Here is a 24,578-nt window from a genome sequence, read left to right on the forward strand (position 1 = left end):
GGGCGATCGCAGCCACGCCCAATATCTCTTCTCAGGCCAACCGTAAATGATTTACAGTGGCGTCTATGGCTAGTTTCTTCAATGTTGGCTCTGCACCCATGACCGAATCGCCTGTTCTGGAAAGTAGCTCTGCTGTACCGCGTCAGCCTCTCTTGGAAGCCAAGGCGTTGACTCGCCGTTTTGGAGGGCTGTGTGCGGTGGATACAGTTTCTTTTACCGTCCATCCGGGTGAGATTTTTGGCTTGATTGGTCCAAATGGCGCAGGCAAAACCACCTTATTCAACTTGATCACGGGGCTGATTCCCCCCTCTAGCGGCCAGTTGCTCCATCAAGGTACCGATATCTCGCGGCAACGACCGCACCGAATTGCGGCCAAGGGCATTGCTCGAACATTCCAGAATATTCGTCTGTTTGCTGACTTGTCGGCGCTAGAAAACGTCATGATCGCACAGCACATTCATACCAAAAGTGGCCTGTTTACGGGTGTGTTTGGCTTGCCGCCTGCTCCCCAAGAGGAACGCCAAACTCAAGCAAAAGCTTTAGAACTCCTCAAACTGGTAGGGTTGAGCGATCGCGCTACAGAAAAAGCTTGCAACTTTCCCTACGGAGACCAACGCCGCCTGGAAATTGCCCGTGCTTTAGCATTGGAGCCGCAAGTCCTGCTCCTAGATGAACCTGCGGCAGGCATGAACCCCAACGAAAAACAACAACTCAGTGAGTTTATCCGCGATATTCGCCCCCAATTTAACTTGACGGTCCTGCTGATCGAACATCATGTGCCGCTGGTAATGGGGCTGTGCGATCGCATTGCAGTACTCAATTTTGGCAAACTGATTGCCCTCGGTCAGCCTGCTGACGTGAAAGCCAACCCTGCCGTGATCGAAGCTTACTTAGGGGGCGATGTATGAGTACAACCCAAGAGCAAATGGAACCGCAAAGGCATCCTGCAACCGATTTACCCCTGCTAGAGGTGCGCGGTCTCAGCGTCAACTACGGAGGCATCCAAGCTCTGCAAGAAATCAACTTAGTGGTGAACCAGGGTGAAGTGGTGACCCTGATCGGCGCGAACGGAGCAGGCAAAACTACCACACTCCGCACCATCTCTCGCATCTTGAATCCGCGCCACGGCCAAATTGTCTACGCTGGACGCGACATTACCCGTCGCAAAGCGCATGAAGTAGTGGCCCTAGGCATGGCTCACTCCCCGGAAGGCCGCCGAGTTTTAGCCAAGCAAACTATTCTCGACAACTTGGAGCTAGGCGCTTATGTCCGCTCCCATGCCGCTGCCGTCAAGCAAGACATCGAGCAGCAATTTCAACTGTTTCCCCGCTTGGCAGAACGGCGCTACCAACTCGCAGGCACCCTCAGTGGTGGGGAGCAACAAATGCTAGCGATCGCCCGCGCGTTGATGAGCCGCCCCAAGTTGTTACTGTTAGACGAACCCAGTTTAGGCTTAGCCCCTGCGATCGTGCGGGAAATCTTCAATATCATCAAGAATCTGCGTAATACTGGTGTCACAATTCTGCTCGTAGAGCAAAACGCTCACCTCGCCCTGCAAGCTGCCGATCGGGGCTATGTCTTGGAGGCAGGCCAAATTACCCTCACCGGACCTGCTCAAGACCTGCTGCAAGATGATCGCGTCAAGCAAGCTTACTTAGGTTAACTCGGTTGCTTTTTCTTTACTCTCATCTCTGTCTCATGCGATCGCTAGACTTCTTTGTATTGAATCGTCCTGCTGCTTGCTGGCCTAAATTTGTCCTATCCCTAACCTCGGCAGTCCTCGCTAGTACTTTCGCTCCCGTTGCCGTTGAGGCCCGGAGTCAGCTCTATAAACCGTCAGCCTTGCAGTTCAATCGCGCGATTTCCGATCAACTCTCTAACCGGGATATTCCTACAGGGCAAGGAGGTTTTGCTAGAGATTATGTGATCACCTGTAAGGCGGGAGAGCAAATTACCATCACCGTGACTTCAACAACCTTCGACCCCATGCTGGCTGTGATTTCACCCGATGGCTCTACACTGGCTGAGAACGATGATGCTGAAGATGGCACGACCAACGCTGCTCTTGCGGTTACGATTCCCCAGAGCGATCGCTATACAATCCGAGTACAAAATTTTGGGCAAACTACAGGCGGCTCTTTCCAACTCCAGGTGACTCGCTCACCCGCTCAACAAATCCCTTGAGGAGGTTATCCGAAAATTTTTGACTTTACCTCTTGCCACAGTTAGATAGATTTGTTAATTTAATAAAGCGCCGAAAACAAAGCGCCCCTCGCCGGGATAGCTCAGTTGGTAGAGCAGAGGACTGAAAATCCTCGTGTCACGAGTTCAAGTCTCGTTCCTGGCATACCAGATGGATGAAACTAAAAGACCTCTGAGATTAAACTTTCAGGGGTCTTTTTTAGTAATTACTGCACTAAAATCGGCCACGCCCAAAAGCGTGTCTAGCACTCCATTGAAACTCAAACCATCTTGCTCCCTAGTGTACAAATTTTTACAACGCGATCGCGGCAGATGCAGCTCCAGCCGATAGATTAGTGGGTGAGTCTCTGCCTCGAAGGTGATTGGATCTACACCACGTAGGCTCATGAATCAAAAGTTTTAGAGCTTGGAGGTGCCGTCATGGATGAGCAAGTACAACATGCGATGTTACCGCAACCCACCCATGATGAGTTGGCCCGCCAGCAATTTGTTCATAGTCTAAAACAACATATTGCGACACAGATCTCACCGAATAACCGCACCATTTACGAAAAACGCGCCAAGCCCCGCTTTGAGCAAGAACACCAGCGATCGCCCGAAACGCAGCATGAAATTCGCCAATTAATGCAGCAAGAATCCTACTACTGTATGTGGGGAGCATTACGGCGTACCGCTCAGGAGATGCTGTGGGAATCCGTCAACCTCAGTGTTGAGCGACAACTTCCAGAACTGATGGCGCGATCGCAACAACTCCAGACTCAGGCGATCGGTTCGTTAACTCTAAATCCCACGTTAGAAGTTCCGGCTTATCATACAGCGGTGGATATCCACTGTATGCCAGGGGGGTATCACAGCGAATATCGCGACGAGGATATTGCAGCAGGAGTCACCTACGATCGCGGTGTCTATCTCTATGCGATGGGTCGGCTTGGCCCGTTGAATGATGCAATAGGCCAAGCAGTCATTCAAAACTATCTCAAGCTGCAATATCCTGATTGGCAACCGGAGAAGATTTTAGACTTAGGATGTTCGGTCGGTCATAGCACCCTGCCTTATGTAGATGCCTATCCAGATGCAGAAGTACATGCCATTGATGTCGCTGCTCCTACGCTGCGCTACGCTCATGCACGGGCTGAAGCATTAGGGAAGCAGGTGCATTTTTCCCAACAGAACGCTGAACATACAGATTTTCCTGATGCCTCCTTTGATCTCATCGTTTCTCATATCCTTTTACACGAAGCTCCGCCCCACGCGATCGCCAATATCCTGCGTGAATGCAATCGCCTGCTCAAGCCAGGTGGATTAATGGTACATGCGGAAGCGCCGCTCTACCGCAACATGGACCCCTTCAGCGCCTTTATGTTTGACTGGGAAACTCAAAATAACAATGAACCTTGGTGGGGAGCGATGCGCCAGCTAGACTTAGAAGCACTCACTCTACAAGCTGGCTTTGCTGCTGAAAACATCACTCAAACGGTGGCAGCAATGGAATTAAAAACAAGCCAGTTAAAAGATGGAGGCTTTGGCAGTCGGGGCAACTGGTTTCTCTTAGCTGCCCATAAAGATAGCAGTCCTATCCAGAATGATTTATAAGGTTGAGGGTTGTGAGAAATGCACTTTTCACAACCTATTTCGGATTGCTCTGGATTGCTATAGATCTCTCAAGTACAACCAAGACGCAATCGCCTAGGAGCAGTGATGGCCATCGCCAAAGGCAAACGACCCCTTTACTTCGAGAATCCAGAAACCGATAAATTGCTGGCAATGGTTCTTGTCCTCGCCGAAGAGGTTTCTGTATTACGCGATCGCCTTGACACAGTAGAACGCCTCGCCCAAGCGAAAGGCTTACTATCCCACGCAGAAATTGACGCTTACCAGCCAGATCCTCAAGCTGCCGCAGAACGGGAGCAACAGCGAGCGGCCTACATTGCTCGAATCTTACGCATTGTGCAAGCAGACGTAGAGGCGATCGCACCTGAAACTCCTGTAGAGCCAGCAACAGCGCGATCGCCCTCCTAACATCTCCTAACAGACTGAATCAAAGCTGGGCAATTACGCCCGCCATCTCTCTGAATGGCTACTTGTTTGGCCGTTGGATCTCCTTTTGGACTTCATCAGATAAGCCGGATTCCTGCACACAGATGGCGTAGATTTGCACCGCATCCAGTTGCGGAACTAAGGTTCTAGCTTTCTCTACCGTCATGCCAGGGGGTTTGCAGAAGTTACTCGCCACCTTGCGGTACTGCTCTGTACTGCCCAACAAGTTACTGAATTTATTTGTGTTTTGTAAAATCGGTAGCGATCGCTGCATCACCCGATTCACTAGAAAACTGACAGACTTCTGAGAACTTTGCGGCACTAGGCCACTGGTGGTAATGGCATTGGTCAGCGCATATTGCAAGGAAGCTTTGCCATCTGGGGTGGCTAGGTAACTGGTTACCATATCCATTTGTGCCCCTGGATAAGATTGTAGAGCGGCACGCACCCCGACTAAGAAACTAGCTGAGAGAAAATCGGACACTGTACTGACATATTCATTAAATTGCACCGGGGAGTTCCGAGTCCCGTTAGCGCAAATGACCGAGCCATCTTTGTCAGCGCCCGCGCTCAAGTTAACGCTACCCTGCTGAGCGCAAGAGTTGAGGACTTGCTGGATCTTGGGGGAAAACATCTTATTGAGTTTCTGGGCTGCGGGAGAGTCAGCCAAAGAAGCAGGTGTTGCCGCTGTCGCAGCATCCATCAAACCGACCGATATCACCGAACTCAAAGCCGCGATCGCCACTTTTGTCCAACCAATTTTGCTCCGACGAGCCAAAGGAGCATATTTTGGAGTTAAAGCATCATCTTGAGGGCGCGGTTGAAGCTGGAAGCAAGCAGTCATAAAAACCTCAGTCAATGAGGGTGGACAATCAATCACAATCTAGCTCAAGCCAAGTTTCAATCTACTTAACACAAAGCACTTGGCGCATCTGCCGCATGTTAGTTGGCAAGTCTAGCTGGATTGCTTGCTGCACAAACAGCGTCGGAACTGGAATCGCAGGGGTGGCTTGCACCGAGTAGGCCAGAAGCGTTCCTGTGCGATAATCTTGCAGAGTCAATTCAGCGGCAAAATCAGTAAAGCTGCCTTGCTCTTGGCGAAACTGAATTTTTTGATGCACAGTCTCCACCACCCGCAGGTAAACCTCAACTTGAGCGGTAAAAAAGAGAAATGCCTTGTTCGCCACCTGATAGAGCCGTTTTCCCCCTAACCCTAGACTATCGCCTCGTTGCAGCACCTCGCTACGTACCAGATCAGGAAAGTACTGTACCCAACGGGGGTAGTCGGTTAGCTGCTGCCAAGCCAGCGATCGCGACAGGGGCAAATACATCGAAGCTGTAACCGCCCCTCCCCAAGCAGAATAGGCTCTTGTACTAAGTAAAATCTCGCCTCGTAGCAGAGCTTCGTGTTCGCTCTGACTGCGGTTGGGGATCGATGCCAGACAATCGTCATTAAATAGGTCAGCAGTCATGTAGACTCAGGAACTCCTGATAAGCCAATAGAACCCTTAGTCAGCCTGGATTAAAACCTCGCCCTTTCAGGCATTAGGAAATTTTGGCTACCGAGGTTCTACTTGATTTATTCACCACCTTACCTAGATCTCCAGGAAAAGGGGTTGATTCTAAATAAAGATTCCGCAAAATTTTGTAAGAATCTGTAAACCAATTTCTACTTAATTAAACATTTCTCAGCCGCCCCTACTGCTTTAACTCGCTCTATTTCTCATGCCACAATGAGGGCGATCGCTGACAGCGTTTTGCTGAGTTGAGGACGTAAAGAGCAATGCATAACTTCTCTCGGAAATTTTCTCACCCTACTACCAAGTTTTTTTTCATCTGCTTGGGCATTACCGTGGTGATTTGGATTTTGAGGGGGTTTGGTGTTTTATCGTTTCTTTCCAGCGCCATCCTCTGGTTTCTCTTATTTCTGACTATCGGTAGTGGGATTGTCGCTGGGCTGCAACGAGCGAGATAGCTTGATTGCCTGAATCACGTTTTGTCGGTGTTGTTGTCGCATCGCTGCACCCACCGTGACATTCAACTGATTGCCAATTAGGAGCACTAAGGAGCTGAGGTAAAGCCAGAGCAACAAGACAATCACCGCACCAATGGCACCATAAGCTCGGTTAAAGTCGCCAAAATGGGAGACATAGTATCGAAACAAACTTGAAAGAATCGCCCAAAATACTGCTGCCAGTACTGCTCCCGGCATAATGGGCGTACCAATTTTCCATTGACTAGGACCATAACGATAAATAAAGGCAAACGCTGCTGAGACAATTCCCAGAGCCAAGGGCCAACTCAGTAGCCGCCAAGTTGACAGCAACCCTGATCCTAAAAAACCACTTTGGCTGGCTACATGCTTGACGATCAAATCACTAATAAACATCAGAAACGATGCCATCAGTAACAGCAAAATTGTGCCGACTGTAAGCGCGACAGAAACCAACTTAGCTTTCCAAAACGGACGAGTTTGCTCTGGTGGAACTTGCTGGATGTGGTCAAAAGCCGTCATTGCCGCACTCAACGCGCCGGAAGATGCCCAAATTGCTGCAATGAAACTGAGGGAGAACAAACTACGGTTCCGGGTTTGGCTGATGCCTCTGACAAAGTTTTGAATGAGAATCTGCACTTCCTCAGGGGCGACTTGACTGAGTTGAGACGCTAGCCTTTGCAGCGTTCCTTGCAGGGATTCAAATAGCCCGATCGCCGTCAAAACAGCCAGAATTGCCGGAAACAGCCCCAACATGGCGTTGTAAGCCATTTCTGCGGAGAGCCCTGGTAGCCGCTGCTTACCAGCAGAGTCAATGACTTCTTTAATCGTTTTCCAGTTTAGGTGCTGAAAAAAGCGGAAAAAACGAGCTGATAGCATGGGCTTGGGGCAACAGCACTTTGAGAATTACTTTGACAGATTCGGTGCAGAAATGCCAATAAATTAGAAACTTCAGCCTTGAGTTGACTCCTGATAGATCAAGTAGCGATCGCGTCCTGCCATTTTTGCTTGATATAAAGCTTTGTCAGCCGCCGCAATTAAGAACGTGGGAGCAATGCCAGTTCGAGGAACTAAGCAAGCAATCCCCAAGCTTAAGGTGACATAATCCGCAATTGAGGACTGAGCATGAGGAATTCGCAAAGTCTGAATCCGGGTTTGAATTTCTGTGGCCACCAAGGTCGCACCTCGATCTTCTGTATTGGGTAGTAGAATGGCAAACTCCTCACCCCCATAGCGAGCCGCTAGGTCTGCTGGTCGCTTTGCTGTTTGACGCAGCACCGCCGCCACTTGTTGCAAACAGCGATCGCCCCTGAGATGCCCATAACAATCGTTATAGCGTTTAAAGAAATCAACATCGCCCATGATCAGCGCTAGGGGCGTCCGGTGTCGCAAGGCGCGTCGCCACTCTTTATCTAAATATTCGTCAAAAGAGCGACGGTTGGCTAACTCAGTTAACCCGTCCGAATTTGCTAACCGCCGTAGCTCTTGGTTCGCCACTTCTAGTTGTTGGTAAAGCTGGGCTTGTTGAATCGCAATGCCGACCTGAGTCGATAACTGTTGCAGCAGCTCAATTTCTAAGGGTTGCCACTGTCGCGGTTGGGCACATTGATAGGCACTGAGTAGCCCCCAAAGTTCGTCGCCTCGAAGAATGGGCACAGTTAAAGCTGCACGAGCTTGAAGCAGAGCCAGCAAATGCAGGTAACGCGATGGCAAGTTGGCTTGGGTCACGTCGGCGATCGCTTGCATCTGCCCCATCTGATAAGACTGGCGGCAACGCTTGGTAAAGTAAGCAGCCTCCATCATCTTCCCCACGATCGACATCCGATCGGTTGCTACCGACTCTACAGCAACGGTACTGTTGCCATTCGATTCAAAGCGGTAAATCAGCACCCGATCGACTTGCAGAAACTGCCTCACTTCCTCCACGGTTGTGTTCAAGATGGTGTCTAAATGCAACGACTGCCGCATGTGATTGGCGATCGCACTCATCAATTGTTCCTTGGCAATTTGACTTTGCAGCGTTTGTTCTACTTTCACCCGTTCCACAATTTCTCGCTGCAATTGCTCATTGGTCTGCTGCATTGCTTGCGTCCGAGCCTCTACCTCCTGTTGCAGCGCATCTAATGTTGGATGTAACTCCAACGGATCAAGCGATTGCAGGATGCTACTTTGAGTTACCAAACCTAGCAGCTCCCCCGCTTCTCCTACTACCACTAATCGCCGGATTTGATGCTGTTGCATCTGCTCATGGGCGCTCCAGAGAGAAGCTTGTGGTTGGATGGCATGCAATGGCCGATTTATTACTGCCACTACGGAGGTTTGGGCCAAGTCTAAATTTTGCGCCTGTAGCCGCACTACATCCCGCTCCGTCAAGATGCCAATTGGCTTTGCGATCGCTGGATTTGTCGCCTCAGGCTGTACCAGAACCACGCAACTAATCTGGTGCTGGTGCATGAGTTGGCTAAGTTGCAGCACAGAGGTCGTGATGGGGGCAGCCACCACGGGGCTAACCATGACTTCATGAATCTGCCGCGCCTTGAGTAGCGCTGCGGGCTTGAGGGCTTCGCGGATACTTTGGCGAGTCACCACACCGATAATGCGTTCTCGCTGATCTAAAATCGGCAAATGACGAATCCGATGTCTCCATAAGCGCGATAACAAAACCAAAACATCCGTAGCTTCAGATTCCTGCAATGTGATAACGGGAGTTGTCATCACCGTAGCGATCGCCACCTCCAACCAGGAAGTTTTGGCTGCTGTCAGCCTCACCACATCTCGCTCAGTAAAAATGCCAACTAGCTGATCTGCATCTACGACCAACACATAGCTTTTATGAGCTTGGCTCATCAGCTTGACAACTTCAGTCATAGGTAGGTCAGGCGAAACACTCAAGTGATCATGAGCGATCGCTGAACTAAGCCAGAGTGCAGAAGGGAAAAACATAGAACCCAAAGAAGTTGCAAGCTGATCCAGAGAGGTAGCTTAGCTTTTATCCACCAAGTTTCAAAACCCAAGCCTTTAATACCCCTCAGCTTGATCGTACTGTGATCATCCAAAGAGCGTGAATTAATGACGATGGAAGATGAAAAATCCGCTGAACTTAACGCCTCCAGCCTCCAATTTGCCGCTTGTCTAATGTCGGTTAGAGTCTAGTGTTGCTCGTCTGGATGCGATCGCCCTACCCAGTAAAGTTGGGTTTCAGCCACTTAAAGGGCAGCTCAATATAGGACAATGACTGGGTTTGAGGGAGCTGGGAGAAAAATTCTCCGTAAATCTACCAAATCCTGCTTCTGGGTGAATCTACTGGAGGAAGCTGAAATAAGGTTATAAAATTTACCATTAATTCCACAGGGTGATACATAGACACCCGCTGCATCTAGGAGGAATCAAGCATGACATCATTTTTGGTAACAGCGACGACGGCTATTCGGTTAACGGTAGACAACGCTCCAGATAGCAGCTGCGGTAGTAATGTAATCCATGTTTTTCTAGTCTCTTAGATTCTCTTACAGAAGCGATCGTCTCTCAATCGTTTTCCAAATTTTCTACATTCTGCATTCAGATGGCATCTGGTATCTACACCCCAAAAATACCAGATCTAAATCCGAGGCTCCTTACCGCGATCGCAGGCAGTTGGAGTTGCCTTGCCGACAAGATTCAACACTCACAAATTTTACGAATTTCAAGGACATCTAACATGGCTTACATTGCTGGTGACGATCAAAATAACAGCTTGAATAATTACGCAAGTGAAGATCTTTTCGACATTCTAGATGGCAGAGGTGGAGATGATCAGCTGGATGCCTTTGGTGACAATCTCCTTTTGGGTGGTGCAGGCAATGATTATCTAGCTGTTGCTGAGGGCTTCAACACCCTTGATGGAGGTGAAGGGAACGACGTCATATATGCTTATGACGGAGGTGGCTTTCTATCTGGTGGCACAGGAAATGATTATCTTGAAGCTATCGACTTCTTTTTAGATGATGGTGTTAGCTTTGTCTTAAATGGAGGCACCGGGGATGACTACATGGCCGGAGGGCAAGGTGACAACATCTACATTATTGACAGCCTTGGAGACATAGCCGAAGAATTTAATGGTGGAGCAGTAGGCAGTATAGATACTGTGCGATCGAGTGTTTCTTGGACTTTAGGTCCTAACTTAGAAAACTTGACTCTCACAGGCCATCAAAACACGAATGGCACAGGTAATGCTCTAGATAACATCATTATCGGCAATCGCGGCAGCAACATCCTCTCTGGAGGAGCAGGGAATGATACCCTCATCGCTGAGTCTACCTCTGAAGGTATTCTCACCCTCGCTCAGCAAGCTCGTTTCACTGGAGCACCTGATGGAGGCATCCTCACTCAGCTGTTTGATGAATCCTTCTATCTGGAGCAGAATCCAGATGTCGCAGCAGCAGTGGGTCAAGGCGTATTTCGCAACGGTTTTCACCATTTTACTCAACACGGTCTCTATGAGGGACGTAACCCCAGCGAGTTCTATGATGAAGCTCTCTACTTGGAGCAGAACCCGGATGTGGCAACGGCTGTAGATCAAGGTGTCTTCAGCAGTGGTCTCGTTCATTTTGTGAACCACGGTCTGTATGAAGGTCGAGTCGCTAGTCCCTTTTTTGATGAAACAGTTTATCTAGGTGAGAATCCAGATGTAGCTGTGGCTGTAGCTCAGGGTGTCATCAGCAGCGGCTTAGAGCATTTTTTGGCTCATGGACAGTTTGAGGGTCGTAGTGATGACTTGCTGTTCAGCGAGAGATACTACCTATCTACCAACTCAGATGTTGCGGCGGCAGTCGCTGCGGGTGCCTTTCAAACTGGCTTTGATCACTTTACTCAACATGGCCATCGAGAAGGCCGCAACCCCAGCACTTTCTATAGTGAAAGCTACTATCTAGGAAGCAACTCAGATGTCGCAACAGCAGTGACTCAGGGAGTTTTCACCAGTGGTTTTGCTCACTACATGCAGTATGGCAAGTCAGAGGGCAGAGTAGGCGCACTCGGTGGCGCAGACCAACTGCTGGGTGGTGATGGTGATGACTTGTTATTTGGTGGCAGTAGAGGCAGCACCATGACGGGTGGAGCAGGCCGAGACCAGTTCTGGATTAACGAGTCCGTCGTCCCTGGCACTCCTCACGTCATTACAGATTTCCAGATTGGCACCGACTCGATTGTGACTTCTGGTAGCAGCATTAGGGTAGCAATTCCTCAAGGCGCAGATATTCTGTTCCAGACTAGTTCTGCCCAAACTGTTGCCATTGTGAAAAACGTAGACCTCACTCAATTCAGTTCTAATCTCCAGAGTTGGGTGATGTCTGCCTAACTAGATAATGATGTTCAGGCCATAAAACTACAAAAAGCGATCGCCTTTGCAATTGGAGTACAAGGGCGATCGCTCTGAACTATCTAGTCCCATAACATTGGTATTAGGTGCCTTTGGCAATAGCTTTGGCTATGTCATCTACGTGCACCCAGAGAACTACAGTAATAGAGCCCTGAATCTTGACAATCTGCCCGCAATTCCAATCCTTGAAGTGTTGGATTGATCATTGCACCATCGCGGTAATAGCGATCGCCCCGTTCAAAACTCTGCTTGGTCGCAAGTTGATGAACCTGCGCTTCGCTGAGGCGAGGTAGAGTTTTTGTGTCAGACATAAGGCACTCTCTCGTGACATAACTCCCTATAACGTCAGCTTAAACCGGAGTAACCAGTAAGTTCAGTTAAAAAACATCAAAAACGGCATCAGGCGATCGCGATCGGCTAGTCTAACGTTAAAATGCTGAACAGGGGAGGAAAATGAAACATTTCGACAAGCAAACACCTCGCCACAAATTTTTCTTGAATCCTTACAAAGATGCACGGTTTACTTCCTGCCCCAAATGCGAGGCTAAAACCAAACTACGAAGTTTCCTCTCTTCGTGTTCTTAGAACCAATACAACCTCTCATACTCAATAAGACCTGTCGTTATTGCCCTTCCTGCGAGCTACTAATTCTTCATCAAGATGAATTGGAGGAACTATTAGCAGCAATGTGTATGCAATAGGGCAAACCAAATTTGATTGGTAATGATTACCTCGTCATTGGCACCGTCGATCGCACAGACTGGAAAAAAGGACAACAGACCCCCATCACCAGTATTGAGAGTATGCGATCGATCATTCATGACTTCAAAAAAGTGTTGGAGTTTAAACTCCAGCCTTATGAATGGGCAAAAGAAGACAAAACATAAAGCGATCGCCCCTTCAAACTTTGGTCAAGCGCGATCATACTATTTCGGATACACGTTTCTGGCTGAGCTACGATGTGAGATAAGTTGAGAATCAAGCGATCGCCTATGAGCGTCACTGTTGCTAAGTGGACGATAGATGAATACCATCGCATAATCGCAGCAGGTATTTTGGATCATCGCCGGGTGGAATTGCTGAAGGGAGAAATTGTTGAGATGGCACCGGAGGGAGAAGCTCATGCTTATTTCAGCAGTGAAGCAGGAGACTATCTCAGTCGGTTACTGGGCGATCGCGCTCTTATTCGTGCAGCTAAACCTATTACATTACCCAACAACTCCGAGCCAGAACCAGATATTGCAGTTGTGCAACGGTTAGGGCGAGAGTACTTACAGCATCACCCTTACCCAGAAAACGTTTTTTGGTTGATTGAATACTCAGACTCCACTTTAGAAAAAGATCTGGAGTTCAAAAGCAAGGTCTATGCTGAAGCTGTAATCCCAGAGTATTGGGTAGCCAACCTTAAAAAGAGACAACTGGTTGTATTCCGCGATCCTCAAGATGGGGAGTACACATCAAAATCAACTCTCACCCAAGGAACAATCGCCCCTGTCGCCTTTCCAGATGTAACTCTATTGGTTAGCTCTATCGTTAGTATCTAGCAGCGATCGCTCCTCCTAAGTTTTGGTCAAGCGCGATCGCTCCAATACTTTTTCAGATTAGCGATCGCCTTACCTAAGTTTTGGGGATGCACTAACTGGAGAGAGCCGATACGTTACTATCGGGTTATCTCAATTGGGCCGATTGCTGGTTGTAGCTCATACCGATCGAGGCGATCGCACCCGTATTATTAGCGCCCGAATCGCGACACGCCAAGAGCAGAGATTTTATGAAGAAGGAAACTGATCACGAACTAGAAGATGAATGGCGCTCTGAATACGATTTTTCTCAGCTTCAGGGAGGTGTACGAGGCAAATATGCAGAGCGCTATCAGGCAGGAACTAATTTGGTATTGCTAGATCCTGATGTAGCTCAAGCATTCCCAACGGCTAAAGCGGTCAATGAAGCGTTGCGGTTACTCATCCAAATTGCTGAGCGTCAAAAAGCTTAGTTATTCAGATTAGCGATCGCGCACCTTCAATTTATAAAAACTCCCCAGATACCGAGCAGGATTGGTAATCTAGAGCTTACTGGATCATGATTATTTAAGAACCTCGCTCAGTATCGCTATGACTAGCCCCTTCCTCGCGCGTCTTCACAGTCCCGCTCGCCCTGTTCTTGTGTTTGATGGGGCAATGGGTACCTCGCTGCAAACCCAGAACCTGACTGCTGAAGACTTTGGTGGCCCGGAGTACGAAGGGTGTAACGAATATCTAATCCATACCAAGCCTGAAGCTGTCGCCAAGGTGCATCGCGACTTCCTGATTGCGGGAGCCGATGTGATTGAGACCGATACGTTTGGCGCTAGCTCGTTCGTTTTGGCTGAGTACGACTTGGCTGACAAGGCTTATTACCTCAACAAAGCTGCGGCTGAGCTGGCAAAAAGTGTAGCGGCTGAGTTTTCCACCCCCGAAAAACCCCGATTTGTGGCGGGTTCAATGGGGCCAGGGACCAAACTGCCGACGCTGGGCAACATCGACTATGACACCCTCAAAGCTGCTTTTGCCGAGCAAGCTGAAGGGTTGTTTGATGGTGGAGTGGATTTGTTCATTATCGAAACCTGCCAAGACGTGCTGCAAATTAAGGCAGCGCTGAATGCGGTGGAATCAGTCTTTCAGAAGAAGGGCGGTCGCCGCGCGTTGATGGTGTCGGTGACGATGGAAGTCCAGGGCACAATGCTGGTTGGTTCTGATATTAGTGCAGTGCTGTCGATCCTGGAGCCATACCCGATCGATATTCTGGGCCTCAACTGCGCCACTGGACCCGATCGCATGGCCGAGCATATCAAGTATTTGTGTGAATACTCGCCGTTTGTGGTGTCTTGTATTCCTAACGCAGGTCTACCCGAAAACATCGGCGGGCATGCTCACTATAAGCTGACCCCGATGGAACTGCGGATGGCCTTGATGCGGTTTATCGAAGATTGGGGAGTGCAGGTGATTGGCGGTTGCTGCGGGACTCGGCCCGATCACATTCAGCAGTTGGCCGAGGTCGCTCAAACTCTCACGCCTAAAACTCGCGAGGTGCGGCCTTCTACTGAGTCCACTGGTCGGGCACCGATCCATTACGTGCCTTCAGCGTCCTCGATTTACAGCGCTCAACCCTATGAGCAAGACAATTCTTTCTTGATTGTGGGGGAACGCCTTAACGCCAGTGGCTCCAAGAAGTGCCGTGACTTGCTCAATGCGGAAGATTGGGATGGCTTGGTATCGCTAGCCAAAGCTCAGGTGCGAGAAGGTGCCCATATTCTTGATGTCAACGTCGATTATGTAGGGCGTGATGGCGTGCGAGATATGCGGGAACTGGTGTCGCGCCTCGTAACCAACGTGACGCTGCCGCTGATGCTCGACTCCACCGAGTGGGAAAAGATGGAAGCGGGGCTGAAAGTTGCGGGCGGGAAGTGCTTGCTGAACTCCACCAACTACGAAGACGGTGAAGATCGATTTTTCAAAGTGCTGGAACTGGCGAAAGAATATGGGGCTGGTGTGGTTGTCGGCACCATCGATGAAGAGGGGATGGCCCGGACAGCTGAGAGGAAATTCGCGATCGCCCAACGCGCCTACCGAGCCGCTGTGGAATATGGCATCCCCGCTCACGAAATCTTCTTTGACCCCCTCGCCTTGCCGATCTCAACTGGGATTGAGGAAGACCGCGCCAACGGTAAAGCCACGATTGAAGCAATTCGCCGGATTCGGACTGAGTTGCCTGGTTGCCACATGATCTTGGGTGTCTCCAATGTCTCCTTTGGCCTCAATCCTGCCGCTCGCGTTGTGCTGAACTCCATGTTCTTGCATGAGGCGATGGAAGCAGGGATGGATGCCGCGATTGTTAGCCCCAACAAGATTCTGCCATTGGCGAAGATCGAGCCAGAACACCAAGAAGTGTGCCGCAAGCTGATTTATGATGAGCGGCAATTTGAAGGAGACGTCTGTGTTTATGATCCGCTAGGCGAACTCACCACGCTATTTGAAGGTAAGACTACCAAGCGCGATCGCTCGGAAGATGATAAGCTCCCCGTTGAAGAACGCCTGAAGCGCCACATCATCGACGGTGAGCGAATCGGCTTGGAAGAACAACTCACCAAAGCTCTGGAGAAGTATCCTCCTTTAGAGATCGTCAACACCTTCTTGCTTGATGGCATGAAGGTCGTGGGTGAACTATTTGGCTCAGGGCAAATGCAACTTCCTTTCGTGTTGCAATCTGCCGAAACCATGAAAGCCGCCGTTGCCCATTTAGAACCCTTCATGGAAAAGGAGGAATCCGGGCAGGCCAAGGGCACAGTGGTGATCGCGACGGTAAAAGGAGATGTGCATGACATCGGCAAAAACCTAGTAGATATTATCCTCACCAACAACGGCTACAAAGTTGTCAACATCGGCATTAAGCAGCCTGTAGACAACATCATTGAGGCTTACGAAAAACATCAAGCCGACTGCATCGCTATGAGCGGTCTACTAGTGAAGTCTACTGCGTTCATGAAAGAGAACTTGGAGATATTTAACGAGCGAGGAATTACGGTTCCAGTGATTCTTGGTGGCGCAGCACTCACGCCTAAGTTCGTGAATGAAGATTGCCGCCGCGCCTACAAAGGCCAGGTAATCTACGGCAAAGATGCCTTCTCCGATCTCCACTTTATGGATAAGCTCATGCCTGCCAAAATTGCAGGTGAATGGGACGATCGCATGGGATTTTTGAGGGATGAAGGCGGAAAGATGAAGGATGAAGGGGAAGAGGTGGCAGCAACTCAGGGCTTAGAAGCTACAGACCCTGACGAATCTCTTCATCCCTCATCCCTCATCCCACCCTTCGGGAACGCTAAGAGCGAACATCCTTCCGAAGAAGATACTCAGCGTTCTGAAGCGATCGCTAGTGATATCCCTCGACCCACCCCTCCTTTCTGGGGCACCCAAGTTTTGCAGTCCGAGGATATCCCTGTGGAGGAGCTATTTGGATATCTCGATCTGCAAGCATTGATCGCTGGACAATGGCAGTTTCGTAAGCCCAGAGAACAATCTCGCGAAGAGTATGATGCTTTCTTGCAGGAGAAGGTCTATCCGGTTCTAGAGCAGTGGAAACAGAAGATCGTTAAGGAGAAATTACTCCATCCCCAAGCCATCTACGGATATTTCCCTTGTCAGGCGGAAGGAAACTCTCTGCATCTATATGATCCCTCTGTAGGAACCAATAGTTCGCCCTTGCCAGAACCAACCGCGACCTTCAAATTCCCGCGTCAGCGATCGCTCCGTCGCTTCTGTATTGCTGACTTTTTTGCTCCCAAGGAGTCAGGCCAGGTCGATGTGTTCCCGATGCAAGCGGTAACAATGGGCGAGATTGCTACGGAATATGCCAAAAAGCTGTTTGAGGCCCACAACTACACCGACTACCTCTACTTCCACGGATTAGCGGTGCAGATGGCGGAAGCTCTGGCCGAGTGGCTTCATGCCCGGATTCGTCGTGAACTGGGCTTTGGCAACGAAGACCCCGAAAACATCCGGGATATCTTGGCGCAGCGTTATCGTGGCTCCCGGTACAGCTTCGGCTATCCCGCCTGCCCCAACATGCAAGACCAATACAAATTGCTGGACTTGTTAGGCAGCGATCGCATCCACTTACACATGGACGAAAGCGAACAACTCTACCCAGAGCAATCCACTACGGCGATGATTGCCTATCACCCAGAGGCAAAATACTTTAGCGCTTAAACTTAGCGTCTAGGTGGACACCAGCAAACGCGATCGCTAAGCTTTTTATCTTCTACCAGCCGCTTTAGCGATCGCGACTTATCATCCAGGAAAAAGGCACTGGGTGAAAACCATGAAACTTGAAAGCTCTGCGTTTGAAGCTGACAGTTTAATTCCATCTCAGTACACCTGCGATGGGGCCAATATTTCGCCACCTTTAAGTTGGGACGCACCCCCAGCCGAAACGGAAAGCTTGGCGCTGATTGTAGATGACCCGGATGACCCGGTCGGCATTTTTGTACATTGGGTGGTTTACGACTTGCCGCCGGAAACGCTCCACCTACCTGAAGGCATCGCTCCCCAAGCCACGCTCCTGAAAGGCGGCACCCACGGTAAAAATGACTTTGGCAGTCTAGGGTACGGTGGCCCTTGTCCTCCCAATGGCACGCACCACTATATCTTCAAGCTCTACGCACTCGATCGCACCTTATCTTTGCAATCAGGTGCGACCAAAGCGCAATTGGAAGCAGCAATGAACGGACATATCTTAGGGGCAGCAGAATTGGTGGGTCGCTACGCCAGACGCCGCTGAAATCCTGAAGTTACTGTTTAGGACGTTCACCATTTTTACCAATCTTGGTGTCTTGCCAAGCACTGCCAATCCCCTGCAAAATGCCGCGCCCGATTAAGCCAATGCCTCGCCCCAGCACTTCAGTTAAGACATAAACGAAACCACTGCCCAAAAACGCGATCGCTGAGCGAAACCGAGGTGCGATCGCATCCCTAGTTTCTAATACCAAAGTAACGGCGAGTTGCAGACCCGCTAATTCTCTCAGTTCTTGGTTGCGAGGAGAATAAATTGAGGTTTTGGCAATGCCTCGACTATCTAAAACCAATAATTCATATTGACTTTCAAAAATCGCTTTGGGCTCACCCACATAACGTTCAAGCCGATATTTCCAAGACAAACTATTTCTAAATCGCTCAATTTCACGAGTGGAAATCAGACGGCGATCGTAAAAGGTTTGCTTAATCACTTCCACATCAGCAAAGTGATTAAGCAAGGGTTGGATGACAGCGTTGGCTAGTTGCAGCAGTAGGTTTTGCAATAAACATTCTGCTCGCTCGATCGCCTCTGGAGTATGAGCAGCATAAGGTACATTGTCGACAACGAGGGGGATTTGAAATAAGAGGTAAGCAAACAGATCCCAGCTCAGGGGAGTTTTATTAAGAATTTCGCTCTCTACAGTTGGGGTATCTTGCAGCAAAACTTTCACGACTTCTAAGTTCATCGCTCCCAACTGCAACGTATAGTATTTACCAAAAAAATCTGTGGTAGTTGCGACCCACAAATCCCGAATCACAGCAGGTTGTTTTTCCAACAACTGAGCAGGTTGGACTTGCGCAAATCGCAACTCATCCAGCGTTTCTTCTAACTTACGCAAAATAATGTAGAGCAGTTCTCGCTTTTTTTCTTCGCGCAGAATATCGATTTCTAGAGGGGTGTTGCTGAGATTCTGCAGGGGAGATTGCAACTTACTCACTGTCCGGTCAAATAGGCGAGATTGTAGAGGCCGCGCTGCTAGCTCTGGCGAAGTTATAGGGGCGCTAGCCACCAGTTCTGAGCCTGAAGATATGCGCAAGCTAGGCTCTGAAACTGGGATGCGGCGATCGCTCTCTTCCCATGCACTCTCTTCCCAGCCGCTTTCTTCCCATCGGCTGATGTCTGAAAGGGTGGACGAGCGATCGCGCAGTGTTTCTGGATCAGGCTCAGGCGGAGCTAATAGCTGATTCACCACCCAGCGAGCTGCCCGCAGTTCTCGCCACCGTCCCGCCAACACAGCGCGATCGAGAACTGGCAACCCTGGTTGTCGTAGTTGAGCCGTAATCGCTGCCAAAGCAGCATCAATTTGCTGTAAGCCCGAGAGTCGTTGCTTTTGCCACAAGGCAAGCAATGGATGGCGCTGGGAGACGGCAAGGGGGCGATCGCTGACTGGCAAAGCTGCACCTAGCTGAGTCGATGGAGCGATCGTCGTAGGAGCGTTTGCAGGCCAATAACTTTGCCCTGTAGCCACCTGCCGAATGGCAGTTAATAGCTCTGTAACTCTGGTGCCTTTGGCGCAATATCCCTCCGCTCCTGCTTGACGGGCAGCCGCGATCGCCTCTGGAAGTGGGGATGCACTCAAGAGCAAAATCGGAATTTGGGGATATTGCCGCTTCAGTAACTGACACAGTTGTAGCCCCGCTTCCTGATCCCGGCTTGTCCAGGTTGAAACTGCCCTGCCCAAATCTAAATTCAGAATGATCAGCGTTGCGGGAGAAGCTGCCAAAATCTGTAGCACAGTGGCTTCTGTCTCGGCTTCCCCAATGACTTGTAAGTCAGGAAACTGCTCCAGCCAAGTTCGCAATCCTAGCCGGAATACCAAGTCATCATCAATTAATAGCAGCTTTACTAGCGGTTCTGTCATTGCACTTCGAGTGCCCAATGTTCCATAACTGGCAATCAAGTTTCCCTGAGCCTAGCAATGATTCAGGTTGCTAACTGCTTCAAGTTGCAGCTCAGGTCGAATCCAAGATTGACGCTAGCATACTTAAGCCTTCTGAATTCGCTTAATTACCTAGCTTTATTCACTGGGCGCTGAGTCCGTTGGCGGTTCTGGCTCTCCTGAATAAGTTGGTTCTGCTGCCCCTGAGGGATCAGAATCAGGCTCAGGGTCATCGGTCGCTGGAGCTTCTGCGGGCGTTTCTGCAGGCGTTTCTGCGGGGGCAGCTTGCTGGTCTTGGGCAGCTTGCTGGTCTTGGGCAGCTTGTCGAGCTTCGGCTTCACGGGCCGCTAAAATTGCATCCCGCTCGGCAGACCAATTCGCGATCGCGCCTTGAGCTTCTCCATAGAGCGCTCGGCCATAACTAATTTGGGCTGCCACATTAATGGCTTGACTCAAGTTTCCTTGGCTTGCCAGACTGTAAGCCTCGTTTAGAATAGGGCGATCTTCTGCAATTTGAATTTGTGCCGCCCAATCATAAATCGCGTCCTGAGCCTCCTGATACAAAGCCCGACCTGAGCGAATTTGTCCTGCCACTTCAATCGCTTTGCCTAAGTTACCTTGATTCGCCAAAGTCCGAGCTTGGTCTAAGATTGGTTGGTCTTCAACCACCTGAATCTGGCGCTTCCAAGTCGCGATCGCGGTTTGGGCATCAATCCGGAGAGCCCGCCCCTGAGAAATTTGACTAGCCGCCGCGATCGCCTGCCGTAAGCTGCTCACTGTCCCTACCTTGGCTAACTGTTGAGCCTGCGCTAAATAAGGTCGATCTTCCACCCGCTGAATTTCTTTTTGCCAGTGAGCAATCCAGGTTTGCGCTTGCAGTCGCTGAGGACGACCTGGCACAACCAGCTTCGCTTGGTCAATCGCTAAGCGTAAAGCCGGAACTTGTCCTAAGTTGGCTAAGGTATGGGCAAATTGCAAATTGATTAAGTCTTGGCGCTGCATTTCCCAACGCTCTCTCTGGGCTTGCGCCGTTTTATATAAAGGTCGCCCTGGCTCGATTTGGCGTAAGACTTCTAGCGCTGTGACTAAGCTCCAAAGCTGCTCATGTAAAGGTTTGCCTGGAACTTTGCCGAGCGCCGCTGCTTGGTAAGCCCGACTTAAGCGAATTAGGTCTTGAGCTTCAGCGAGGACCGAAACTCCAGCGGGCACTTTCTCAGCGATCGCGATCGCAGACTCCCACTGTTGTTGTTTCAGTTGAGCCGCCGCTAATTTCAGTAAATCCTTGCTCCAGGTGACTTTTTTCGTCTCTGCAATGGTTTTAGCATGAGTTTTAGGCGTGATCTTCGGCAATAAAGCGATCGCCGCTGATAAATCTTCTGGCGTATTTGCTTGGGCCAAGTTCTCAGCCCGTTGCAATTGCTGCCACGCCAACCGCTCCACCGCAATTTGCTGCCGGAGGGCTGTCACCCGTTGCCGCCAATGCTCGTTGGTTAACCCTGCCAACGCTTGAGATTGCTTCCAAGCTTCTTGCCATTTCTGAGCTTTGATCGCGGCTTGGGCTTGGTCATAAATCTTTTCGCCCTGGTTCCAATCTTGCTGCCAAGCGGAGATCTCTGCTTGTGCGTCCTGATAGAGAGGACTGCTGGGCGGAATTTTTTGGGCGATCTCTACAGCAGCTTCCAGCTGATTCTGCCCAATCTTTTGATTGGCGATCGCCAACAGCCCCCGCGACCACTCAGCTAAAGAACTTTGAGCGCTGCTATACAGGGGGTGCTCAGTAGACCAATGCTTCACCAACTCCACGCTGGCAATCAGTTGCTTGAGTTCGCCGGACTGAGCCGCTTGTTGGGCACAGTACAGCCGCTCCGCATCAGCGGCTAGAGGTGAAATTTGCTGGCAATTGGGTGGCGGTGGCAGCATGGTCAGCCAAACCAACGCCATTGCCCCGGTACCACCACAGACCAGCACCACGCTCAGCCAAACTAATGACCAGCTCCAGCCACGCTTACGGCGTGGTTCCAGAACTGGTGAATCTGTAGGCATGGCCTCTGGCCCTTGGGGATCGGCTAGATTAGCGGCTGGCTGAACGGCCTCATCCTTGGTTACCTTTCGGGTGCCATTGGGTCTATCGGCAAAAGCAGCCGACTGAGCGATCGCTTCCCGTTCAGCATTGTTTGAGACTGTGCCATTCCCTGGCTCCTCAGTCGGCTCAGCCAAAATTTCTGCCAACTCAGTTTTTGGCTGTGGGTTAGATTGTCGCCCCAGGTGCCAAGGTCGAAACTGATTCCCAGCATGAATACGAAATCGGTAGAATTGTCTTCTCGCCATAATTGCGGCTGTTGCGATTACCTAGAGAAACCCATATGGCACCCATCGACCTCTCCCAAAATTTAAGGGAGTTGTGTCTGTCAGAAAGACTTGCAGCCCTACTCACAGGTACAGCTTAGTTAGCCCGACCGAAATTGGAGAGTTAACGTTTGCAAAGTGAGCATTAACGATTGCTAGAAGTGCAATTGGTGCCTGGGGCGAGGATAGAGTGCTGGTGAGGAGCGAAGAATGACGGTCAAGACTGGCCTAATCCAATACCCTAGTTGTATAGCAGGTATCCGGATCATTGCAGTCAAAACTCTAACAAGCCATAGAAATATTACGATACACGAACTTTAGCGCTTTCCTACCCTGAAGGTGAGCGAGCTGTAGGAGGGTCATCCAACAGGCTTTATCAACTCTAACTTTAAGCACTGCAAACTCACAGTGACCAAAATCGAATCATTAATTTATCTATAGCCATCCGAGTAGGTTGTGAGAGGCGCACTGATTACTCAACAGTGGCTAAGACAAGCTTAGCTAGGACGATCCAGCTTCCTGCCGTGGTAGGGTCACAGTTGCGGCTGAGCGATCGCCAACTACTCTGTTGAAACTTTCGGAACTAAACGCTTGAGTGATCCCTAAATAAAACATAGCGATCGCATAGCTACTCGGCAATGAAGCCAAACCTACCAAAGTGTAGTGACTCATCCAGCAATAAAATGACTTCGATTGGACGAAGGGCTGAATTGCAGCACTTCTAAAAGATTGCTAGGCTTACGACGCTTGCGTTGCTGCCACTTCAGCGCCTCGGTAGCCAAAAAAGTCAATCCGATAATCGGTGATTTTGACTCCGACTTGCGCTTCAATCTGCCGAATAATGTCTTCCGGCAATTCGATATGAATATCTAAAATTTGGTTCGTATCAAGGCAATTCACATGGCTGTGAGAATCACTGATATTGCCGTACAGACGACCGTCCGATCGCTCAATACATTCAATAATGCCTTGCGCGGAAAGAGCTTCCAGATTTTGGTACACCGAGGTATGTCCGATCGCCTTACCCTGACGATTCAGGCGGTCATAAATTTCTCTGGCTGACAAGTGCTCATGAGCTTGCCACAGCAACTCCAAAATGAAGCGACGCTGACGACTCAGACGCATCCCCAAAACCTGGCAACGGTTTAAGGCATCGTCTAGGGAGCGGATGGGTTTCGAGACTGTCACTTCATTTTGCATACTTAATGCCCTTAACCTATCTGATGCTCACTCAGCTATCCCTCGTTGAGCTTACTCACGACCTCAAATACTCAATGTACAATCGCTGTCAAGAGGCGGAGTAATTCTATTCGAATCTAACACCCCAAATCAAAATTGGCGATCGCAATCGTCAAATCTGTGAGCCAAGGGATGGGTGAATAGCCAGTACTGAGATTGGCTTACTATTTTCCTTCTCTATTATAAGTCAAATCTCGGCTAACACAAACTCACTACAACTTTACTTTAGTCAGGGGTACTGTAGCCACAGGCCGCCGCACTCGCGTTGCTGCATACTTCACCACTGGCGCAGAAGCGGCAGGCAGTTGAGCTTGGGTGATTCGATGCGCCTTTTCTAAAGATTGTAAACTTTGAAGCACAGCGTTACGAACTACGGGTTCTGACTCTTGGCTCAGCAGCAACCGAAGATAATCCACCACTGAGCGCCGCTGATTGCGATCGGCAGTTGGAACAGTCACGGCTTGAGTGAGCTGATGGACGGCAATCAGGCGCTTCAAGGCATCCGCATGAGTTAAATCGCGCACGAGTTGATCAAAACGGGCGGTCGGCTGTTCATCCTGATGCTCCAAAAGATGCCCAATGAATAGGACCAGGACAGCTAATGTGCCAAAACCCTGAAGGATAGCTCCTGTAGCACTCCAAAAGTTCTCAGCCTCACTCCAAATTACTAGGGAAATATAGGTACTAAGGGCCGCGATGGCTCCGCTGGCTACTGCTAAGCCAAAGCGCTGCTTAGTTCCTTTTAGGTGGCGGCGCAAGTCTGCCCAAGGGATCTGCCAGGTTCCTGCCTGCAATGAATGAGTCAGCAACAGAATCAGAGTACCGATCCCCAGAGCAAACAGTAGCTTCCAGTGCCAAATTAGCAGCACTACCATGACTGCCATACCCCAGAACCAAGTTCTAGACCCTTGATCTCCAGAACTTAGCCAGAACAGTTGCTTCAATGCTGCAACTGGAAACTCTGGCAGAGATGCCTGCACTTCGTTGATGAGTTGCCGCCGCCGAGATGAAGCCTGTGCCACGTTCCCTACCTATCTACCCGCCATACGCAAAATTGAAGCATGAAGTTTGATCAATCCACGATTGAGGAGTTCAAACTTCAAATTAAATCAAAAACTCAGATCTATTGTGATCCTAATTTTTACTACTAGGATACTCAATTTGCTACTGGAATGCCTGAGCCTTAATAGTAAGTG

At 49.8% G+C, this 24,578-nt stretch carries 22 protein-coding genes, 1 tRNA gene and 1 pseudogene; 13 read left to right on the plus strand and 11 right to left on the minus strand.

Translation table 11 applies throughout. The features are described 5' to 3' along the window. Positions 1–98 precede the first annotated feature (98 nt). From H6F90_RS23065 to H6F90_RS23080, 4 genes are all read left to right on the plus strand, one after another. Positions 99–908 carry an ABC transporter ATP-binding protein gene (locus H6F90_RS23065; RefSeq protein ID WP_190554526.1) on the plus strand — a complete coding sequence of 270 codons (810 nt, stop codon included), beginning with the start codon at positions 99–101 and terminating at the stop codon, positions 906–908. Next, entirely contained in the window at positions 905–1,663 is a 759-nt protein-coding gene (locus tag H6F90_RS23070; RefSeq protein WP_242024597.1) for an ABC transporter ATP-binding protein, read from the plus strand. The genes H6F90_RS23065 and H6F90_RS23070 overlap by 4 nt, the downstream gene beginning before the upstream one ends. Positions 1,664–1,668: 5 nt before the next feature. Continuing rightward, positions 1,669–2,184, plus strand: a complete 516-nt coding sequence (locus H6F90_RS23075) for a PPC domain-containing protein (protein ID WP_199296115.1) — start codon at positions 1,669–1,671, stop codon at positions 2,182–2,184. Between the two features lie 90 nt (positions 2,185–2,274). Beyond that, a tRNA-Phe gene (locus H6F90_RS23080) sits at positions 2,275–2,347 on the plus strand. A 41-nt stretch (positions 2,348–2,388) separates the two neighbouring features. Here the strand turns inward: H6F90_RS23080 and H6F90_RS23085 are convergent. Continuing rightward, positions 2,389–2,589 carry a hypothetical protein gene (locus H6F90_RS23085; protein WP_190554479.1) on the minus strand — a complete coding sequence of 67 codons (201 nt, stop codon included), beginning with the start codon at positions 2,587–2,589 and terminating at the stop codon, positions 2,389–2,391. A gap of 33 nt (positions 2,590–2,622) precedes the next feature. Between H6F90_RS23085 and H6F90_RS23090 the strand changes: the two genes are divergently transcribed. Both H6F90_RS23090 and H6F90_RS23095 read left to right on the plus strand, forming a co-directional pair. Then, a complete protein-coding gene (locus tag H6F90_RS23090; RefSeq protein ID WP_190554480.1) occupies positions 2,623–3,795 on the plus strand; it encodes a class I SAM-dependent methyltransferase in 1,173 nt (390 codons plus the stop codon). 105 nt (positions 3,796–3,900) lie between these two features. Continuing rightward, the gene (locus tag H6F90_RS23095; RefSeq protein ID WP_199296116.1) at positions 3,901–4,221 is read left to right on the plus strand and encodes a hypothetical protein; all 321 of its coding nucleotides are present in this window, start codon (positions 3,901–3,903) and stop codon (positions 4,219–4,221) included. A gap of 58 nt (positions 4,222–4,279) precedes the next feature. On the opposite strand, the gene H6F90_RS23100 is transcribed toward H6F90_RS23095, so the two are convergent. The 4 genes from H6F90_RS23100 to H6F90_RS23115 form a co-directional block, all read right to left on the minus strand. Beyond that, positions 4,280–5,083 carry a hypothetical protein gene (locus tag H6F90_RS23100; RefSeq protein WP_190554482.1) on the minus strand — a complete coding sequence of 268 codons (804 nt, stop codon included), beginning with the start codon at positions 5,081–5,083 and terminating at the stop codon, positions 4,280–4,282. Positions 5,084–5,144: 61 nt separating this feature from the next. After that, entirely contained in the window at positions 5,145–5,711 is a 567-nt protein-coding gene (locus H6F90_RS23105; RefSeq protein WP_190554483.1) for an SRPBCC family protein, read from the minus strand. Between the two features lie 449 nt (positions 5,712–6,160). After that, entirely contained in the window at positions 6,161–7,111 is a 951-nt protein-coding gene (locus tag H6F90_RS23110; RefSeq protein WP_190431890.1) for a YihY/virulence factor BrkB family protein, read from the minus strand. 72 nt (positions 7,112–7,183) lie between these two features. Continuing rightward, entirely contained in the window at positions 7,184–9,175 is a 1,992-nt protein-coding gene (locus H6F90_RS23115; protein WP_190554484.1) for a diguanylate cyclase domain-containing protein, read from the minus strand. Positions 9,176–9,929: 754 nt separating this feature from the next. On the opposite strand from H6F90_RS23115, the gene H6F90_RS23120 reads away from it, so the two are divergent. Then, a complete protein-coding gene (locus H6F90_RS23120) occupies positions 9,930–11,567 on the plus strand; it encodes a calcium-binding protein (RefSeq protein ID WP_190554485.1) in 1,638 nt (545 codons plus the stop codon). A 134-nt stretch (positions 11,568–11,701) separates the two neighbouring features. Here H6F90_RS23120 and H6F90_RS23125 read toward each other — a convergent pair whose 3' ends face one another. Next, positions 11,702–11,899, minus strand: coding sequence for a hypothetical protein (locus tag H6F90_RS23125; protein WP_190554486.1), 198 nt, complete (start codon positions 11,897–11,899; stop codon positions 11,702–11,704). A 402-nt stretch (positions 11,900–12,301) separates the two neighbouring features. On the opposite strand from H6F90_RS23125, the gene H6F90_RS30225 reads away from it, so the two are divergent. The 6 genes and pseudogenes from H6F90_RS30225 to H6F90_RS23155 all read left to right on the plus strand — a co-directional run bounded on the left by H6F90_RS30225 (position 12,302) and on the right by H6F90_RS23155 (position 17,903). Further along, positions 12,302–12,475, plus strand: coding sequence for a hypothetical protein (locus H6F90_RS30225; RefSeq protein ID WP_199296117.1), 174 nt, complete (start codon positions 12,302–12,304; stop codon positions 12,473–12,475). A 105-nt stretch (positions 12,476–12,580) separates the two neighbouring features. Beyond that, entirely contained in the window at positions 12,581–13,132 is a 552-nt protein-coding gene (locus H6F90_RS23135) for a Uma2 family endonuclease (protein WP_190554487.1), read from the plus strand. A gap of 85 nt (positions 13,133–13,217) precedes the next feature. Then, positions 13,218–13,376, plus strand: a pseudogene (locus H6F90_RS23140) (BrnT family toxin); the annotation flags it as partial. Then, positions 13,360–13,581, plus strand: a complete 222-nt coding sequence (locus tag H6F90_RS23145) for a hypothetical protein (RefSeq protein WP_190554488.1) — start codon at positions 13,360–13,362, stop codon at positions 13,579–13,581. The pseudogene H6F90_RS23140 and the gene H6F90_RS23145, both read left to right, overlap by 17 nt. A 118-nt stretch (positions 13,582–13,699) precedes the next feature. Beyond that, entirely contained in the window at positions 13,700–17,332 is a 3,633-nt protein-coding gene (metH, locus tag H6F90_RS23150; RefSeq protein ID WP_190554489.1) for a methionine synthase, read from the plus strand. Between the two features lie 112 nt (positions 17,333–17,444). Further along, positions 17,445–17,903 carry a YbhB/YbcL family Raf kinase inhibitor-like protein gene (locus H6F90_RS23155; protein ID WP_190554490.1) on the plus strand — a complete coding sequence of 153 codons (459 nt, stop codon included), beginning with the start codon at positions 17,445–17,447 and terminating at the stop codon, positions 17,901–17,903. 10 nt (positions 17,904–17,913) lie between these two features. On the opposite strand, the gene H6F90_RS23160 is transcribed toward H6F90_RS23155, so the two are convergent. The 5 genes from H6F90_RS23160 to H6F90_RS23180 all read right to left on the minus strand — a co-directional run bounded on the left by H6F90_RS23160 (position 17,914) and on the right by H6F90_RS23180 (position 24,404). Then, positions 17,914–19,779: a DUF3685 domain-containing protein gene (locus H6F90_RS23160; RefSeq protein WP_190554491.1), complete on the minus strand. Its 1,866-nt coding sequence runs from the start codon at positions 19,777–19,779 to the stop codon at positions 17,914–17,916. Between the two features lie 156 nt (positions 19,780–19,935). Then, the gene (locus H6F90_RS23165) at positions 19,936–22,125 is read right to left on the minus strand and encodes a hypothetical protein (RefSeq protein WP_190554492.1); all 2,190 of its coding nucleotides are present in this window, start codon (positions 22,123–22,125) and stop codon (positions 19,936–19,938) included. 519 nt (positions 22,126–22,644) lie between these two features. Further along, positions 22,645–22,815, minus strand: a complete 171-nt coding sequence (locus tag H6F90_RS23170) for a hypothetical protein (RefSeq protein ID WP_190554493.1) — start codon at positions 22,813–22,815, stop codon at positions 22,645–22,647. Between the two features lie 66 nt (positions 22,816–22,881). Next, positions 22,882–23,343 (minus strand): Fur family transcriptional regulator, encoded by a 462-nt coding sequence (locus H6F90_RS23175; RefSeq protein WP_190431861.1) that lies wholly within the window; start codon positions 23,341–23,343, stop codon positions 22,882–22,884. Positions 23,344–23,594: 251 nt separating this feature from the next. Then, positions 23,595–24,404, minus strand: coding sequence for a hypothetical protein (locus tag H6F90_RS23180; RefSeq protein WP_190554494.1), 810 nt, complete (start codon positions 24,402–24,404; stop codon positions 23,595–23,597). Positions 24,405–24,578: the final 174 nt, after the last annotated feature.

The sequence above is a fragment of the Trichocoleus sp. FACHB-591 genome (assembly GCF_014695845.1).
Classification (GTDB): domain Bacteria; phylum Cyanobacteriota; class Cyanobacteriia; order FACHB-46; family FACHB-46; genus Trichocoleus.

Bases quoted from the DNA above. Each gene is read 5' to 3' on its own strand.
- H6F90_RS23065 (WP_190554526.1), top strand. From the start codon at position 99: ATGACCGAATCGCCTGTTCTGGAAAGTAGCTCTGCTGTACCGCGTCAG.
- H6F90_RS23070 (WP_242024597.1), top strand. From the start codon at position 905: ATGAGTACAACCCAAGAGCAAATGGAACCGCAAAGGCATCCTGCAACC.
- H6F90_RS23085 (WP_190554479.1), bottom strand. From the start codon at position 2,589: ATGAGCCTACGTGGTGTAGATCCAATCACCTTCGAGGCAGAGACTCAC.
- H6F90_RS23090 (WP_190554480.1), top strand. From the start codon at position 2,623: ATGGATGAGCAAGTACAACATGCGATGTTACCGCAACCCACCCATGAT.
- H6F90_RS23095 (WP_199296116.1), top strand. From the start codon at position 3,901: ATGGCCATCGCCAAAGGCAAACGACCCCTTTACTTCGAGAATCCAGAA.
- H6F90_RS23100 (WP_190554482.1), bottom strand. From the start codon at position 5,083: ATGACTGCTTGCTTCCAGCTTCAACCGCGCCCTCAAGATGATGCTTTA.
- H6F90_RS23105 (WP_190554483.1), bottom strand. From the start codon at position 5,711: ATGACTGCTGACCTATTTAATGACGATTGTCTGGCATCGATCCCCAAC.
- H6F90_RS23110 (WP_190431890.1), bottom strand. From the start codon at position 7,111: ATGCTATCAGCTCGTTTTTTCCGCTTTTTTCAGCACCTAAACTGGAAA.
- H6F90_RS23115 (WP_190554484.1), bottom strand. From the start codon at position 9,175: ATGTTTTTCCCTTCTGCACTCTGGCTTAGTTCAGCGATCGCTCATGAT.
- H6F90_RS23120 (WP_190554485.1), top strand. From the start codon at position 9,930: ATGGCTTACATTGCTGGTGACGATCAAAATAACAGCTTGAATAATTAC.
- H6F90_RS23125 (WP_190554486.1), bottom strand. From the start codon at position 11,899: ATGTCTGACACAAAAACTCTACCTCGCCTCAGCGAAGCGCAGGTTCAT.
- H6F90_RS23135 (WP_190554487.1), top strand. From the start codon at position 12,581: ATGAGCGTCACTGTTGCTAAGTGGACGATAGATGAATACCATCGCATA.
- H6F90_RS23145 (WP_190554488.1), top strand. From the start codon at position 13,360: ATGAAGAAGGAAACTGATCACGAACTAGAAGATGAATGGCGCTCTGAA.
- metH (WP_190554489.1), top strand. From the start codon at position 13,700: ATGACTAGCCCCTTCCTCGCGCGTCTTCACAGTCCCGCTCGCCCTGTT.
- H6F90_RS23155 (WP_190554490.1), top strand. From the start codon at position 17,445: ATGAAACTTGAAAGCTCTGCGTTTGAAGCTGACAGTTTAATTCCATCT.
- H6F90_RS23160 (WP_190554491.1), bottom strand. From the start codon at position 19,779: ATGACAGAACCGCTAGTAAAGCTGCTATTAATTGATGATGACTTGGTA.
- H6F90_RS23165 (WP_190554492.1), bottom strand. From the start codon at position 22,125: ATGGCGAGAAGACAATTCTACCGATTTCGTATTCATGCTGGGAATCAG.
- H6F90_RS23170 (WP_190554493.1), bottom strand. From the start codon at position 22,815: ATGAGTCACTACACTTTGGTAGGTTTGGCTTCATTGCCGAGTAGCTAT.
- H6F90_RS23175 (WP_190431861.1), bottom strand. From the start codon at position 23,343: ATGCAAAATGAAGTGACAGTCTCGAAACCCATCCGCTCCCTAGACGAT.